This is a genomic window from Bacillus sp. S2(2024) (assembly GCF_050474045.1).
Taxonomy (GTDB): domain Bacteria; phylum Bacillota; class Bacilli; order Bacillales; family Bacillaceae_G; genus Bacillus_A; species Bacillus_A yunxiaonensis.
On the sequence record NZ_JBFLUS010000003.1, the window covers coordinates 130,001 to 145,678 of the forward strand.

Sequence of the window (15,678 nt, forward strand, 5' to 3'; positions counted from 1 at the left end):
GTGAAGATGCAGGTTACCCGCGACAGGACGGAAAGACCCCGTGGAGCTTTACTGTAGCCTGATATTGAATTTTGGTACAGCTTGTACAGGATAGGCGGGAGCCTTTGAAGCCGGAGCGCTAGCTTCGGTGGAGGCGCTGGTGGGATACCGCCCTGGCTGTATTGAAATTCTAACCTACGGGTCTTATCGACCCGGGAGACAGTGTCAGGTGGGCAGTTTGACTGGGGCGGTCGCCTCCTAAAAAGTAACGGAGGCGCCCAAAGGTTCCCTCAGAATGGTTGGAAATCATTCGTAGAGTGCAAAGGCATAAGGGAGCTTGACTGCGAGACCTACAAGTCGAGCAGGGACGAAAGTCGGGCTTAGTGATCCGGTGGTTCCGCATGGAAGGGCCATCGCTCAACGGATAAAAGCTACCCCGGGGATAACAGGCTTATCTCCCCCAAGAGTCCACATCGACGGGGAGGTTTGGCACCTCGATGTCGGCTCATCGCATCCTGGGGCTGTAGTCGGTCCCAAGGGTTGGGCTGTTCGCCCATTAAAGCGGTACGCGAGCTGGGTTCAGAACGTCGTGAGACAGTTCGGTCCCTATCCGTCGTGGGCGTAGGAAATTTGAGAGGAGCTGTCCTTAGTACGAGAGGACCGGGATGGACGCACCGCTGGTGTACCAGTTGTTCTGCCAAGGGCATAGCTGGGTAGCTATGTGCGGAAGGGATAAGTGCTGAAAGCATCTAAGCATGAAGCCCCCCTCAAGATGAGATTTCCCATAGCGTTAAGCTAGTAAGATCCCTGAAAGATGATCAGGTTGATAGGTTCGAGGTGGAAGCGTGGTGACACGTGGAGCTGACGAATACTAATAGATCGAGGACTTAACCATACAATATGTATACTACATTGATGTTATCTAGTTTTGAGAGAATATAAAAACTTGTTGACTTTCCTTTTGAATCAAGTATAATAATGATTGTCTCAATTGAATACAGTCTGGTAATGATGGCAGAGAGGTCACACCCGTTCCCATACCGAACACGGAAGTTAAGCTCTCTAGCGCCGATGGTAGTTGGGACTTTGTCCCTGTGAGAGTAGGACGTTGCCAGGCTTACATTATTCCGCAGTAGCTCAGTGGTAGAGCTATCGGCTGTTAACCGATCGGTCGTAGGTTCGAGTCCTACCTGCGGAGCCAATTGGAGAGCTGTCCGAGATGGCCGAAGGAGCACGATTGGAAATCGTGTATACGTCATAAGCGTATCAAGGGTTCGAATCCCTTGCTCTCCGCCATAACATTTTGGCCCGTTGGTCAAGTGGTTAAGACACCGCCCTTTCACGGCGGTAACACGGGTTCGAATCCCGTACGGGTCACCACTTTGGAGGATTAGCTCAGCTGGGAGAGCACCTGCCTTACAAGCAGGGGGTCGGCGGTTCGATCCCGTCATCCTCCACCATATAATTTTATAAATATTATCGCGGGGTGGAGCAGTCTGGTAGCTCGTCGGGCTCATAACCCGAAGGTCGCAGGTTCAAATCCTGTCCCCGCAACCAAATGGTCCCGTGGTGTAGTGGTTAACATGCCTGCCTGTCACGCAGGAGATCGCCGGTTCGACCCCGGTCGGGACCGCCATTTATGAAGGCTCGGTAGCTCAGTCGGTAGAGCAGAGGACTGAAAATCCTCGTGTCGGCGGTTCGATTCCGTCCCGAGCCACCATTTTAAATAAATAACAATTTTTATACATTATAATGCCGGCTTAGCTCAATTGGTAGAGCAACTGACTTGTAATCAGTAGGTTGGGGGTTCAAGTCCTCTAGCCGGCACCATGTAAGTCGGAGGGGTAGCGAAGTGGCTAAACGCGGCGGACTGTAAATCCGCTCCTTCGGGTTCGGCAGTTCGAATCTGCCCCCCTCCACCATTTACATTTTATATAGGGGCATAGTTTAACGGTAGAACAGAGGTCTCCAAAACCTCCGGCGTGGGTTCGATTCCTACTGCCCCTGCCAAAACAGCATGGCGGCTGTGGCGAAGTGGTTAACGCATCGGATTGTGGCTCCGACACTCGTGGGTTCGATTCCCATCAGTCGCCCCATTTTTAATATTACTTTACAAGTCAAATTAATTGTGATAATATACTAAATGTCGAGCTTGGATATTTAAAGTAATAAAAATGATGATAAAGCATATAATGTATTAATTATTCGATGGGCTATAGCCAAGCGGTAAGGCAACGGACTTTGACTCCGTCATGCGCTGGTTCGAATCCAGCTAGCCCAGCCATTTTTGCGGAAGTAGTTCAGTGGTAGAATACAACCTTGCCAAGGTTGGGGTCGCGGGTTCGAATCCCGTCTTCCGCTCCAAATTTAATATGGCGGCATAGCCAAGTGGTAAGGCAGAGGTCTGCAAAACCTTTACCACCGGTTCGAATCCGGTTGCCGCCTCCATATTATGCCGATGTGGCGGAATTGGCAGACGCGCACGACTCAAAATCGTGTTCCGTAAGGAGTGTCGGTTCGACCCCGACCATCGGTACTGTTTAGACGAGGATAACTCGTTTTTTTTGTGTTTATTTATAAGTGTAAAATATAAGTGGATACTCGATAATATTAAGCGTTTCCTACTGCAGTGGGAGGCGTTTTTTTCTTTCAAGTGATTTCTCTTACAACTTTGTAAGGTAGTTGTAAGAGAAATCGATTGGATATTTTTTAAAAGCAAGGTATTCTTAAATTAAGAACAATGAATGTTAGAGAAACGAGGGGGTGTCTGTCGTGAAAGAGCGAACAGTATCTCGTACTGCTTTTGATCATAATATTACTTTAATCCCGAAAACAAAAATTTTGTATAAAGCTCTTATATTATTAGTAGTACTAAGCTGTGCATTATTATTTGTTGGAAATAAAATGATTGAACAAAAAGATATAAGTAAATTGAAAGTACCTGTTCATTTTGAGGTACCAGAACAGTTAGGGAATGCATTTATTGCAACGGAAGATAAGCGCTTCTATCATCATAATGGGCTAGACTATATTGCAATTGTTAGAGCGGCAGTGGAAAATATAAAAGCGGGCGGTGTTGTACAAGGTGGCAGTACAATAACTCAGCAGCTTGCTAAAAATGTTTTCTTAACAAAAGACCGAACATTTTCTCGTAAATGGAATGAAGTTTTCTATACAAAAAAAATTGAGCGAACATTTACGAAAAATGAGATTTTAAAACTGTACTTAAGCAATATTTATTATGGAGAAGGAGCATGGGGCGTTGAGAATGCGGCGAAGCTTTATTTTGGTAAAACGGTAGATCAATTAACATTAAGTGAAAGTGCTATGCTTGCAGCTGTTGTGAAAGCTCCTACTTATTATTCGCCTGTACAGCACTATGATAAAGCTGTAGAAAGACGTAATGTTGTGTTAAAGCTTATGGAACGAGAAGGATATATAACTCACGCGGAATATGTACAAGCTACAAATGAAAAGCTTATTATTCGTAATGATATTCCAAAAAGTCAACCAGTACAGCAGGAAAAAGCGGTTAGTTAAGAGTAAGTTCAAAATGAACCTACTCTTTTTTTAGTGAATGAATTTAAGAGAAGTGAGACACAATATTGTCACATTTGTTTAATTTTGCTGATTTTGTGAGCGACTTCAATGGACTGTTTATATGAGAATTGATATCATGAGTAATGTGTATAAGCATCATACAAAGAATAAAAACATTAAAGAGGAATGTGTATGAAATCAAAAAATATTATAATTCTCGGCGTTATTTTTTCTATTGCGGCACTGATTGTAATTGGGACAATTGCATATAGCATCGTGAGTAACAAGACGGAAAATGGAAAAGATACATTTTTATATGGCACACAACAATCGTTAGGAGAGAAGGATGCTCCGATTCATATTGTTGAGTTTGGAGATTTTAAATGTCCAGCTTGTCGTACATGGGATGCAACGGTATTACCACGTTTAAAAGAAGAGTATATTAACAAAGGGAAAGTTCAGCTGCATTTTATTAACTTTCCATTCATTGGGAAAGATTCTGATTTAGGAGCAGCTGCTGGAGAAGCGATTTATAAGCAAGATCCAAAAGCTTTTTGGACATTTTATGATGAAATATATCAAAATCAAAAGAATGAAGATGAAAAGTGGATTACAGAGGATCTATTAGTAAATATCGTAAAGCAAAAGCTACCTAGTATTGATGTAACGGAGTTTAAAAAGGATTTAAATAGTAAGGAAATAAAAGATAAAGTACAGAAGGATCTTGACCTTGCTCAGAAGTTAAAAGTACAAGGTGCACCATCCATATACGTAAATGGTAAGCTTGCTAACCCAGACTATGATAGTATTAAAAATGCAATTGAGAAAGAAGCGAAGAAGTGATGAATGATTCATCACTTTTTCGACTTTTTTCGATAAAATTCTTGCAACACCTAATATTCCATGCTATACTTCTTAACATAAGTTAACAAAAAATTAATATTTTCTTCATATTTGCGGGTGTAGTTTAGTGGTAAAACAAGAGCCTTCCAAGCTCTGGTCGAGAGTTCGATTCTCTTCACCCGCTCCAAATCTCATTCCAAATTCCCATAATAATTGTGATCAACGCAGTGTTTCGTTTCTTAGATAAACGAGGTATTGCGTTTTTTTATGTTTGGAATGCAGGAATATATGTGAAAATAGTAATGTGGAATTTCCTATAATATGTATTGTTATAACAAAGTGCAATATTTATCAGTGAATATATTAAGAAGCAGTGAATCGTTTGTAAATATAAATGAAACATAATTAATGAGGACATTAAAGCGTGAACAGCAACCTCTATATGGATTCTATAAAAAGAAAGGCGGTAAAACTGTTACTGAAAAGAGGCGGAACCTCAATAAACAGAATATGTTGTATGAATTTAATTAATCAACATATATACCAGTAACTAGGCGGAAATTTACGCATATGGAACTATACAAGCCAAAGTGACGAGGCAGGGTTTGTAGAAGCAGGAAAATTCTGAATAGGTATGTTTGTACACATTTTCAGTAGCAGAGTAAGTGTGAACTTTGAACAATTAAAGCAAGATGTGATAGCTTATAGTAAAACAATTGGAATTGATAAAATAGGTTTTGCGAGCGCTTCGCCATTTGAAGAGTTAAAGCAACGACTTATGCAGCAGCAGCAATTAGGATACCAATCTGGATTTGAAGAGTCTGACATAGAAAAAAGAACGAATCCGCAATTATTATTACCAGGTGCAAAATCAATTATTGCGATTGCATTGGCTTATCCTTCAAAATTGAAAAATGCACCGCTAAGCAAACGTGGTGAGCGACGAGGTATTTTTTGCCGTGCTTCTTGGGGACAAGATTATCATCTCGTTCTGCGTGATCGTTTAGAGAAGCTGGAAGCATATTTAATTGAACGTTTACCAGGGATAGAAGTAAAATCGATGGTAGATACGGGAGAGTTAAGCGATCGAGCCGTTTCAGAGCGAGCAGGCATTGGGTGGAGCGGAAAGAACTGTTCCATTATTACGCCGGAATTTGGTTCGTATGTGTATTTGGGTGAGATGATTACAAATATTCCTTTTCCACCAGATACTCCAATTGAAGATCAATGCGGGAGCTGTACAAAGTGCATTGATGTTTGTCCAACAGGGGCGCTTGTCCAAGGCGGACAATTAAATGCTCAAAAGTGTATTGCGTTTTTAACGCAAACGAAAGGATTTCTTCCGGAAGAATACCGAGATAAGATTGGAAATCGCATTTACGGATGCGATACGTGTCAAACTGTTTGTCCAAAAAATAAAGGGATGGATTTTCATAATCACCCAGAAATGGAACCAGATCCTGAACTTGTAAAGCCGCTATTAAAGCCCCTTCTGACCATTAGCAATCGTGACTTTAAAGAAAAGTATGGTATTATGTCTGGTTCGTGGCGGGGGAAAAAGCCATTGCAGAGAAATGCGATTTTGGCACTTGCGCATTTTAAAGATACGACGGCTATTCCTGATTTAGTTGCCGTAATGAAAGAAGATCCTCGTCCCGTTATTCGTGGAACAGCGGCGTGGGCACTAGGTAAAATTGGTGGAGAAGGGGTTCAAGAGGCTATTGAAAAAGCAAAAGAGCGGGAGAAAGATGAAGAAGTACTTCATGAAATGAATCGTGGTCTTGAACTATTAGCTGAGAAAAAATAGCAGATTATTGCCCATTCCCTCATATTGTAATAGGGGGAGGGAAGCGTTATGACTGTAAAACAGCATCTTCAAGAATGCCTTCAAAGGCAATTGGATTATATAACAAATAAACGTATAGATGAACAAGAAATTTCAGATGATATTGTTGATATGCTACAGCGTAAACGGATGCTCTTTAAGCAGCGAAATGCTGAAATTGTAAAGAGCAATGCTAATGTATCTTTTATTAGACAGTTAAAAGGCGTTAACTATGATGAGGTAGATTATCAAATTCATTTTCAGTATCTCATTCGTCATCATCATTTATTTTATGTAGAGGAAGAACAAATGGAGAGGCGTTTACGATTAGAAGATGGATGTATCACGCAAGATATAATGATTGGAACACCAATGGATGAAGAGAAAATTGGAACGTTAGAACGAGAAGTAATAAAGGGAAAAGGACAATATATCCCATATAGTTATAATCGATTAGAGGCAGTAAAATATGCAGAGCGGTGGTGGGATGACCGTAATCCAGCTTATCAGAACTTCCCTGATAATTGTACAAATTTTATTTCACAATGTCTTCATGCCGGGGAAACGCCGATGACTGGATATCCGAATATTCGCAGTGGGTGGTGGCAGCAAAACAGCCAATGGAGCTGGAGCTGGGCGGTAGCACATTCCTTTCATTGGTACTTATCAAGTACTTCCGTAGGACTTCGAGCAAAACAAATGGAGAAACCAGAAGATCTTATGCTTGGGGATGTGATCGTATATGATTTTGAAGATGATGGAAGATGGAATCATACAACGATTGTCGTAGCAAAAGATGCGAATGGTATGCCCCTTGTAAATGCACATTCTGCCAATAGTCGCAGGCGTTATTGGAATTATGAAGACTCAAGTAAGTATACACCGCAAATGAAATATAAGTTTTTTCATATTCTCGATAACGACTAGAGATTTTTTGTCCAAGTGGTATAATACGTAGTAGAAAAAGATTGAGGTGAACATTGTGGGAATACATGTTGTTTTATATCAACCAGAAATTCCAGCGAATACAGGTAATATCGCACGTACTTGTGCAGCAACGGGTACGGAATTACATTTAATTAGACCGCTTGGATTTTCTACTGACGATAAAGCGTTAAAGCGTGCTGGATTAGACTATTGGGAACACGTAAAAATTACGTATTATGATTCTATTGAGGAATTTTATGAAAAAAATGCAAATGGTGAGTTTTTCTACTTAACAAAGTATGGTGAGAAAGCCCACACGACATTTGATTATGGCAATGTAGAACAAGATTACTATTTCGTATTTGGAAGAGAAACAAATGGTCTTCCAGCAAATGTGATTGAAGAGAATTTTGATCATTGCTTACGCATCCCAATGACTGATAAAGTCCGTTCTTTAAACTTATCTAATACTGCAGCAATTTTAATTTATGAGGCATTGCGTCAGCAAAATTATCCAGGATTAGATGTAGAAATCGTTTATTAAAAGCCGTCCTATGACGGCTTTTTTTTGGAAGAAAATTAATATTTTTGATAAAAATTTGCATCTGTTTAAAAAAACGACAAATTACGTTAAAATAGTATATATAAATACAAAATAAGACAGGTTGCGATGCTGATGAAAGAATTATGTAAAAACAAGAAAAGTATAGTTAGTTTTTTACAGGGTATAGATATGAATTTAATTCACCAAGGATTGCTTCATGCCATTCAAGATTTAGTGTTTATTGTAAAAGTTGTAGAAAATAAATGGTTTCAATATATATATGTGAATGAGAAAGGGCTGCAATATGCGAATTTAGATGAAAGTTGTTATGGTAGGACATTTCAAGAATTATTACCTTCAGATGTTGCCCATTTACTACAAGTACAATATGAGGATGTCTTACAAAAGAAAAAAGCAAGTACGTTTCGTGATTATGTGACCTTACATACAGGAGAAATTTCACATTATGAGTCATCATTAAATCCAATATGTTCAGCGGATGGTACATGCCAATATATTATTTGTATTACACGTAACATTACAACGCAGATACAGGAGAAAGCAGAGATCCAAGAAAAGAAAATGCTGTTTAAGTCCTTATTAGAATATAATGATGATGCTATTGTATCACTTGATTTAACAGGTAAAATTATGTATGCAAACCCTGCGACATATACGATTTTTGGTTACAGAGATGATGAGTTGAAAAATCAATCCATTTTCCAATATATTGCAGATGAGGACATAAATAAATTTCAAAACATGTTTCAAGATGCGTTACAAGGCCATTCTAGTCAAGTTTCTGCCAAAAAATCTGATCATAAAAATGGCTACGAATTGTATGTATCGTTTAAAACTGTTCCAATTATTATTAACGGCCAGATTACTGGTGTATATTTTATAGCACGTAATATTACGAAGCAGATACTAAATGAACGGAAAACAGAACATCTAGCCTACTATGATCAACTGACAGGCTTATTGAATCGTATTTCATGTACAGAAATGTTAGCTCATTTGTTAAGGAGAAAAAAGAATTTTGCACTAATTCTTATAGACTTAGATCAGTTTCATTTGATCAATGATATATTCGGTTATGAAACTGGAGACGAAGTATTAAAAAAAGTGGCAAGACGTTTAAAATCTCTTCTTCCAAAAGAAGCATATCTCTTTCGAGAGCATGGTAATCAATTTGTGGTTGTAAAAGAACATACAGATAAAGAGTGCGTTGAAAAATTTGTTCGGATGTTATTAAAAGGAATGGAGAAGCGTTTTGTCATAAAGGAAGAGGAAGTATATATAAATGCTTCTATTGGAATTGTAATGTCGCCTACAGACGGAGAAGATGAGAAAATATTATTAAAATGTGCGGACGTAGCATTAGTACATGCAAAAGAGCAAGGAAAAGGTAACTATAGCTTCTACCATTGCGGTCTCAATGCGCAGCGTGAGAAACAATTTATGATGGAAAATCAATTGCATCAAGCTCTAGAGCGTAATGAGTTTACAGTATATTATCAGCCGCAAATTAATATTGTGACAGAAGAGATGGTAGGGATGGAAGCTTTGCTTCGCTGGAACAATAAAGAACTCGGAAATGTGTCACCTGAAGAATTTATTCCACTTGCAGAAAAAACGGGATTTATTCTTAAAATTGATGAGTGGGTATTACATGAAGTGTGCAGACAAATACGTGAATGGTTGGACAAGGGGATTACTCCTGTACCAATTGCAGTAAATATTTCTGCAAAGCATTTTCGTTCTTTTAAATTAATAGAGGCCGTTACGAATGCTTTAACAACATATCGTATTCCGTCGCATTTACTAACAATTGAAATTACAGAAGGAGCTTTAATGCATAAAGAATTATCAGAGAAAGTGCTTATTCGCTTAAAAGAAAAGCAGTTGGAAATTCATCTTGATGATTTTGGAACAGGATATTCATCGCTTAGCTACTTAAAACAATATCCCATTGATACTTTAAAAATTGATCGATCTTTTATGCAAGAAGTAGGTGCGGATGAAAAGGGGACAAATATTACGACAGCTATTATTGATCTTGCCCACACACTGGGATTGAATGTTATTGCCGAAGGAGTAGAGGAGGCGGAACAAATTCAATTTTTGAAAGAAAAAAATGCGATTTTGGCCCAAGGTTATTATTTTAATAAGCCTCTTTCTATAAACGATATTGAGAGATTCTATTTTAAAACAGATAAAAAGTGATGAGCATCAAGCTCATCACTTTTTATTTTGTTCCTGGTTTATCATTATATCCTGATGTAAAAATTGCAGTGAGAAATGTGAGCATAACACCCAAAATTAATAAAAGTTTCATGAGAATTTAGCCTCCCATTCATATTCATTCCCCATTACTTGTATTATAACGAATTTTCTTTCAATTTTGGTAATAAAATTTATAAAGTTTGTATGTGATTTCATTTTGATTCGTATGAATGTTTAAGGACATCCTCGCATAGTTTTATAATAATCCGCTTGAACAAGGAGATGGGGGAGGAGCTATAATGGATATTTTAAAGAAAATCGAACAGCACCGGGAAGCAGAAGAACGCTTAAAGTGGGAAGGTACATTTGCTGACTATTTAGAGATTCTTAAAGAAAGACCATGGGTGGCGCAAACAGCACATTCTCGTATTTATAATATGATTAAGGATGCTGGAATTGAGGAAGTAGACGGCCTGAGAAAATATAATTTCTTCAGTAATCAATTATTTGGATTAGAAGAAGCATTAGAGCGCCTTGTAGAAGAGTATTTTCATCCATCTGCAAAACGTTTAGATGTAAGAAAACGGATTTTATTATTAATGGGACCAGTTAGTGGTGGGAAATCTACGTTGGTTACAATGTTAAAGCGTGGATTGGAGGCATATTCACATACAGATCGCGGTTCAGTTTTTGCAATAAAAGGGTGCCCAATGCATGAAGATCCGCTTCATCTTATTCCTCATCATTTACGTGATGATTTTTATGCAGAGTATGGCGTGCGAATTGAAGGAAACTTGTCACCATTAAACTTAATGCGTCTAGAACAAGAGTATGGAGGCAGAATTGAAGATGTAATTGTAGAGCGTATTTTCTTCTCGGAAGATCGCAGAACAGGGATTGGAACATTTAGTCCATCTGATCCAAAGTCACAGGATATTGCTGATTTAACAGGTAGTATTGATTTTTCTACTATTGCTGAATATGGTTCAGAATCAGATCCACGCGCTTACCGTTTTGACGGAGAATTAAATAAAGCGAACCGTGGGATGATGGAATTTCAAGAGATGTTAAAATGTGACGAAAAGTTTTTATGGCATTTATTATCGTTAACGCAAGAAGGAAATTTTAAAGCAGGCCGATTTGCATTGATCTCCGCAGATGAATTAATTGTTGCACATACGAATGAAACAGAATATCGTTCTTTTATTTCTAATAAGAAAAATGAAGCACTTCATTCACGGATTATTGTAATGCCAATTCCATATAATTTACGGGTAAGTGAGGAAGAGCATATTTATGAGAAAATGATTCATGAGAGTGATGTTGCCAATGTTCATATTGCACCGCATACATTTCGCGTTGCAGCAATGTTTACAATCTTAACACGCTTAAAAGATCCGAAGCGGCCAGACATCGATTTAATTAAGAAAATGCGTTTATATGATGGTGAAATGGTAGAAGGATACAATGCTATTGATGTAGAGGAATTGCAGCGCGAATATCAAGATGAAGGTATGAGTGGAATTGATCCGCGTTATGTTATCAATCGTATTTCTTCTACAATTATTCGTAAAGAAGTAGCATCAATTAATGCTTTAGATGTACTACGTTCTTTAAAGGATGGATTAGATCAACATCCATCTATTAGCAATGAAGATCGTGAGCGCTATATGAATTTCATTTCATTAGCACGTAAAGAGTATGATGAAATTGCGAAGAAAGAAGTACAAAAAGCATTTGTATATTCATATGAAGAATCTGCGAAGACACTTATGGATAATTATTTAGATAACGTAGAAGCATACTGCAATAAATCGAAACTACGCGATCCATTAACTGGAGAAGAAATGAGTGCGGATGAAAAACTTATGCGCTCTATTGAAGAACAAATTGGCATTTCTGAAAATGCGAAGAAAGCGTTCCGTGAAGAGATTTTAATTCGTATCTCTGCATATGCTCGCAAAGGGAAACGATTTGATTATAATTCACATGAGCGTCTTCGTGAAGCAATCCAGAAGAAACTATTTGCCGATTTGAAGGATGTTGTGAAGATTACGACTTCAACGAAAACGCCGGATGAAAATCAGCTGAAGAAAATTAATAATGTTGTAGCACGATTAATTGATGAACATGGCTATAATTCAACATCTGCAAACGAATTACTGCGTTATGTAGGTAGTTTGTTAAATCGATAATAATCATAGTTGTAGAAAAAGAAAAGCTGTCTCTTGGAAGAGGCAGCTTTTTTTATATTTTTTTCAATTATAAGAGGTGCCTGTCCATTATGAGTAAATTAAAATGCAATCTTATGAATTTATTTGTCAATTATTTTCACAACGAGCATATGATAGAGTAACCAACCATTCATACAGAAAAAAGCCAACACAATACAATATGTTGTGCAGCTGTAAAGTGTGCAACAATGCATTGTGTTTCTTTCTTAATTATGAAAATGTAGAAGGAAGTCTCTTTTAGTAGGATTTGTTTTTTCACTGTTTGTTTTCTAACGAAGAAGCGAATGTTTTAATCTGTGTTTAAGTGAAAGTATAAAAAACTATGTAAGGAGGGAAAGGAATGGCAGAAGAAAGTCAATATAATTATACGGTTTCACAGGAAAATTGGTCCCTCCATCGGAAAGGACATGATGACCAACAACGGCATCAAGAAAAAGTACAAGAGGCAATAAAAAATAATTTACCAGACCTTGTTACAGAAGAAAGTATTATCATGTCCAATGGCAGGGATGTTGTAAAAATACCAATTCGTTCATTAGATGAATATAAAATTCGTTATAACTATGATAAAAATAAACATGTCGGTCAAGGAACAGGTGATAGTAAAGTCGGTGATGTTGTAGCGAGAGATGGATCTAGCGGCCAAAAGCAAAAGGGACCGGGGAAAGGGAAAGGAGCCGGGGACTCTGCAGGAGAAGATTACTACGAGGCAGAGGTATCGATTTTAGAGCTTGAGCAAGCATTTTTTAAGGAATTAGAGCTTCCTAACTTAAAGCAGAAAGAACGGGATGAAAATCGTATTGAACACATTGAATTTAACGACATTCGTAAAACGGGACTTTGGGGAAACATTGATAAAAAACGGACAATGATATCTGCTTATAAACGAAATGCAATGAATGGCAATCCAGCTTTTCATCCAATTAAACAAGAAGATTTAAAATTCCGTACGTGGAACGAAGTCTTGAAGCCGGAATCAAAAGCTGTTGTGTTAGCGATGATGGATACGAGCGGTTCGATGGGACTGTGGGAAAAATATATGGCTCGTAGCTTTTTCTTCTGGATGGCACGTTTTTTACGCACGAAATATGAAACAGTAGATATTGAATTTATCGCACACCATACAGAAGCAAAAGTTGTTACAGAAGAAGAATTTTTCTCAAAAGGTGAAAGCGGCGGAACAATTTGTTCATCAGCATACAGAAAAGCATTAGAATTGATTGAAACAAAATATTCTCCGGAACGCTATAACATATACCCGTTCCACTTCTCAGATGGAGATAATTTAACATCTGATAATGCGCGCTGTGTGAAACTTGTGCAAGAGTTAATGAAAGTATCTAACATGTTTGGATACGGAGAAGTGAACCAGTATAATCGCCACAGTACACTCATGTCAGCATATAAAAATGTGAAAGATGAGAAGTTTCGCTATTATATTTTAAAACAAAAAGCTGACGTGTTTCATGCGATGAAGAGCTTTTTCCGTGAAGAATCGAAAGAGAAGATGGCTTAAACCCCTAAGTGCAGGGGTTTTTGTTTTTAAGTGAAACCAAAAAGATTGAGTAGAAAAAACTACTCAATCTTTTTCATGCGATCAAATAATAAACCATCGGTTGTATGATTTTCTCCTATTACAAAATCTTTCATATAATAAGAAAGATACTGACCGTACTTTGAATCTGTATTTAACAGAAGTTCATCTACAAAATGACAACCAAGTGGTAAATCATCGAGTAAGAGGCTAGCGAGTGCCCCGTAAACGCCGCAAGCTACTTGAAAATAGGTTGCGTTTGTTCCGTATTGTGTGTACACATGTTGGGTAGCAGTTGTATTGTACATATATACTTCTTTGTCTTTATACACAAGTAATACACCAATTAAGTCTTCACCGATAAGTTGTCCCATTTCGGGATTTAATACGTGATGATTCCAGCTCCATAGTTCATCAATGTTATGTTGATTGTCATGGATTAATTGTGTCATATAATCATTGATACGATACAGAAAGCCAACCTCCATATCATACAATTTTCCGAGATTAATTACTTCTTCGTGCCCCATTAAACAACCGAAAAACTGTTTATCTCCTAATGTTACTTTAAACTCTTGTTCATAAGCGGTGTTACATAAGAGAATGGGAGTTTGATGTTTCATAAAAAGAGGATAGTTTAAAATGCCTTCTTCTAAAAAACCTGCTGGAGACCATGTCGAGTATACTGTTTTTTCTTTAATAAGAGTTGGATCATGATAGAAAGTTGTATCGTGTTCGACGATGAAACAAGCGACGGGGATTTCCGTAGGATTTTGCTTCATTAATTTAATTGCCATCCATTGAACGACGCCGGGATTCATACCGGAACAAATAATACCTGTCATTTGTGTGAAGGTAGGTTTATGCTCTTCAAAGAAATTTTGTCTTTCTAGTAAACTGAAGCGTTTTATATGCTCATTCGCATCGATTTTTGGTGATTGCAGTGCCGTATTAATATAATGTACGCCAAATTCATTGCAGCATGTTAACATTTCTACTGCATCCGCTAAGGAAGCGTCAATGACTAGGGTTGTCCCCGTTTTTTGTAGATGATTTCGAAATAATGTGTTATCGCTTAGGTCGAACACATGGAATGTAAAACTATCGTATAATGCAGGATACGTATCTTTAAAATAGGATTGCGGTTTTTGCTTTATGTCAATTAAATGAATGGAACAGTTTTGCAGCTGAGAGTATAAAGGATTATGAATGTCTTTCACAGCATGATTTAATAAAGATAAAAATGCGCGAGCAGCACCGCCGCTGCTTCCAAGTATAGTAAGAATGAGTTGTTCTTTTTTCATGTTTTCCCTCCTATGTGATTAAGATATTCTCTTCACATGAGGAAGGCTTATTTGTTTGTCCATAAATGCATAAAAATCCGCGTCTATTTATAATACAGATTTTTTGCTCTATGTTTATCATTTCTAGCGATTCATCCCCAAGGTGGGGGTAGTTCAATAATAAAAACTATGTTATATGCCGAAAACAATACAACTACATATTAAAATTAGAAATACAATTAATAAACTTTTAGAGAAATTTTCCATAGGACAAGACTCCTTATTTATAGGATGCTTAAAAGATTTTATCATAAATTGAATTAGAGAATAATAATAAAAAAAGACATTGCTTCCACAATGTTTTAAAGTTTAAAGTAATATTTAATTCAATTTCAAATAAAATATAGAACTTTCCATAATTCCGTGTTGTTTGTTCGCTTTTTTCGAACTCTTTATTTACAGAGTTTTGAATGTATACTTTTGTTGTGCAAACACAACGTACAAGTTCAAAGGAGTGAAGTCTTGTTTTTCCTGCGATAAAGTCTATTGACTCAAAAATAGTCATGGGTGATACTAAACTTGCTACAGCAGCAGTATTTTGTTTTGATAATTCGAGTTGATTCGCAGTATTTTTTATAAAAATATCTAATTTTAAAAATTAAACATTAGAATTTATTGATATATTTATAATGAATACATCAATAAAATATAGATAGTATAGGGATAAAATTGAGTTACAAAGA

At 37.4% G+C, this 15,678-nt stretch carries 9 protein-coding genes, 16 tRNA genes and 2 rRNA genes (1 of these 27 running past the window's edge); 26 read left to right on the forward strand and 1 reads right to left on the reverse strand.

Annotated elements, in window-relative coordinates:
* From AB1284_RS00785 to yhbH, 26 genes are all read left to right on the forward strand, one after another.
* A 23S ribosomal RNA gene (locus tag AB1284_RS00785) occupies positions 1–874 on the forward strand (it extends 2,049 nt beyond the left edge of the window).
* A 106-nt stretch (positions 875–980) separates the two neighbouring features.
* Positions 981–1,096: ribosomal RNA gene (gene rrf, locus AB1284_RS00790) — 5S ribosomal RNA — on the forward strand.
* Positions 1,097–1,105: 9 nt separating this feature from the next.
* Positions 1,106–1,180, forward strand: a tRNA-Asn gene (locus AB1284_RS00795).
* A 3-nt stretch (positions 1,181–1,183) separates the two neighbouring features.
* A tRNA-Ser gene (locus tag AB1284_RS00800) sits at positions 1,184–1,275 on the forward strand.
* Between the two features lie 9 nt (positions 1,276–1,284).
* Positions 1,285–1,359, forward strand: a tRNA-Glu gene (locus AB1284_RS00805).
* Positions 1,360–1,363: 4 nt separating this feature from the next.
* Positions 1,364–1,439 (forward strand) — tRNA-Val (locus AB1284_RS00810).
* Between the two features lie 20 nt (positions 1,440–1,459).
* A tRNA-Met gene (locus AB1284_RS00815) sits at positions 1,460–1,536 on the forward strand.
* 3 nt (positions 1,537–1,539) lie between these two features.
* Positions 1,540–1,615: transfer RNA gene (locus AB1284_RS00820), tRNA-Asp, on the forward strand.
* A gap of 8 nt (positions 1,616–1,623) precedes the next feature.
* Positions 1,624–1,699: transfer RNA gene (locus tag AB1284_RS00825), tRNA-Phe, on the forward strand.
* 34 nt (positions 1,700–1,733) lie between these two features.
* A tRNA-Thr gene (locus tag AB1284_RS00830) sits at positions 1,734–1,809 on the forward strand.
* Between the two features lie 8 nt (positions 1,810–1,817).
* Positions 1,818–1,901: transfer RNA gene (locus AB1284_RS00835), tRNA-Tyr, on the forward strand.
* 14 nt (positions 1,902–1,915) lie between these two features.
* A tRNA-Trp gene (locus AB1284_RS00840) sits at positions 1,916–1,989 on the forward strand.
* A gap of 10 nt (positions 1,990–1,999) precedes the next feature.
* Positions 2,000–2,075: transfer RNA gene (locus tag AB1284_RS00845), tRNA-His, on the forward strand.
* A gap of 113 nt (positions 2,076–2,188) precedes the next feature.
* A tRNA-Gln gene (locus AB1284_RS00850) sits at positions 2,189–2,263 on the forward strand.
* A 5-nt stretch (positions 2,264–2,268) separates the two neighbouring features.
* Positions 2,269–2,343, forward strand: a tRNA-Gly gene (locus tag AB1284_RS00855).
* A gap of 10 nt (positions 2,344–2,353) precedes the next feature.
* Positions 2,354–2,427 (forward strand) — tRNA-Cys (locus AB1284_RS00860).
* A gap of 6 nt (positions 2,428–2,433) precedes the next feature.
* Positions 2,434–2,515 (forward strand) — tRNA-Leu (locus tag AB1284_RS00865).
* A gap of 236 nt (positions 2,516–2,751) precedes the next feature.
* The gene (locus AB1284_RS00870) at positions 2,752–3,519 is read left to right on the forward strand and encodes a transglycosylase domain-containing protein (protein ID WP_429752423.1); all 768 of its coding nucleotides are present in this window, start codon (positions 2,752–2,754) and stop codon (positions 3,517–3,519) included.
* A 192-nt stretch (positions 3,520–3,711) separates the two neighbouring features.
* Positions 3,712–4,362 (forward strand): DsbA family protein, encoded by a 651-nt coding sequence (locus AB1284_RS00875; RefSeq protein WP_336484107.1) that lies wholly within the window; start codon positions 3,712–3,714, stop codon positions 4,360–4,362.
* A 113-nt stretch (positions 4,363–4,475) separates the two neighbouring features.
* Positions 4,476–4,549: transfer RNA gene (locus AB1284_RS00880), tRNA-Gly, on the forward strand.
* 480 nt (positions 4,550–5,029) lie between these two features.
* A complete protein-coding gene (gene queG / locus AB1284_RS00885) occupies positions 5,030–6,169 on the forward strand; it encodes a tRNA epoxyqueuosine(34) reductase QueG (protein WP_429752421.1) in 1,140 nt (379 codons plus the stop codon).
* A 48-nt stretch (positions 6,170–6,217) separates the two neighbouring features.
* Entirely contained in the window at positions 6,218–7,114 is an 897-nt protein-coding gene (locus tag AB1284_RS00890) for an amidase domain-containing protein (RefSeq protein ID WP_429752419.1), read from the forward strand.
* A gap of 55 nt (positions 7,115–7,169) precedes the next feature.
* Positions 7,170–7,658, forward strand: a complete 489-nt coding sequence (gene trmL, locus AB1284_RS00895) for a tRNA (uridine(34)/cytosine(34)/5-carboxymethylaminomethyluridine(34)-2'-O)-methyltransferase TrmL (RefSeq protein ID WP_429752418.1) — start codon at positions 7,170–7,172, stop codon at positions 7,656–7,658.
* Positions 7,659–7,790: 132 nt separating this feature from the next.
* Positions 7,791–9,884 (forward strand): sensor domain-containing protein, encoded by a 2,094-nt coding sequence (locus AB1284_RS00900; protein ID WP_429752416.1) that lies wholly within the window; start codon positions 7,791–7,793, stop codon positions 9,882–9,884.
* Between the two features lie 299 nt (positions 9,885–10,183).
* On the forward strand, positions 10,184–12,079 hold the full coding sequence (locus tag AB1284_RS00905; RefSeq protein WP_429752414.1) for a PrkA family serine protein kinase: 1,896 nt from the start codon (positions 10,184–10,186) through the stop codon (positions 12,077–12,079).
* Between the two features lie 379 nt (positions 12,080–12,458).
* The gene (gene yhbH, locus AB1284_RS00910; RefSeq protein ID WP_429752412.1) at positions 12,459–13,634 is read left to right on the forward strand and encodes a sporulation protein YhbH; all 1,176 of its coding nucleotides are present in this window, start codon (positions 12,459–12,461) and stop codon (positions 13,632–13,634) included.
* Positions 13,635–13,693: 59 nt separating this feature from the next.
* On the opposite strand, the gene AB1284_RS00915 is transcribed toward yhbH, so the two are convergent.
* Positions 13,694–14,956: an S-adenosylmethionine decarboxylase related protein gene (locus AB1284_RS00915; RefSeq protein WP_429752410.1), complete on the reverse strand. Its 1,263-nt coding sequence runs from the start codon at positions 14,954–14,956 to the stop codon at positions 13,694–13,696.
* Between the last annotated feature and the right edge of the window lie 722 nt (positions 14,957–15,678).

Bases quoted from the DNA above. Each gene is read 5' to 3' on its own strand.
- AB1284_RS00890 (WP_429752419.1), top strand. From the start codon at position 6,218: ATGACTGTAAAACAGCATCTTCAAGAATGCCTTCAAAGGCAATTGGAT.
- AB1284_RS00905 (WP_429752414.1), top strand. From the start codon at position 10,184: ATGGATATTTTAAAGAAAATCGAACAGCACCGGGAAGCAGAAGAACGC.
- AB1284_RS00915 (WP_429752410.1), bottom strand. From the start codon at position 14,956: ATGAAAAAAGAACAACTCATTCTTACTATACTTGGAAGCAGCGGCGGT.
- AB1284_RS00900 (WP_429752416.1), top strand. From the start codon at position 7,791: ATGAAAGAATTATGTAAAAACAAGAAAAGTATAGTTAGTTTTTTACAG.
- yhbH (WP_429752412.1), top strand. From the start codon at position 12,459: ATGGCAGAAGAAAGTCAATATAATTATACGGTTTCACAGGAAAATTGG.
- AB1284_RS00875 (WP_336484107.1), top strand. From the start codon at position 3,712: ATGAAATCAAAAAATATTATAATTCTCGGCGTTATTTTTTCTATTGCG.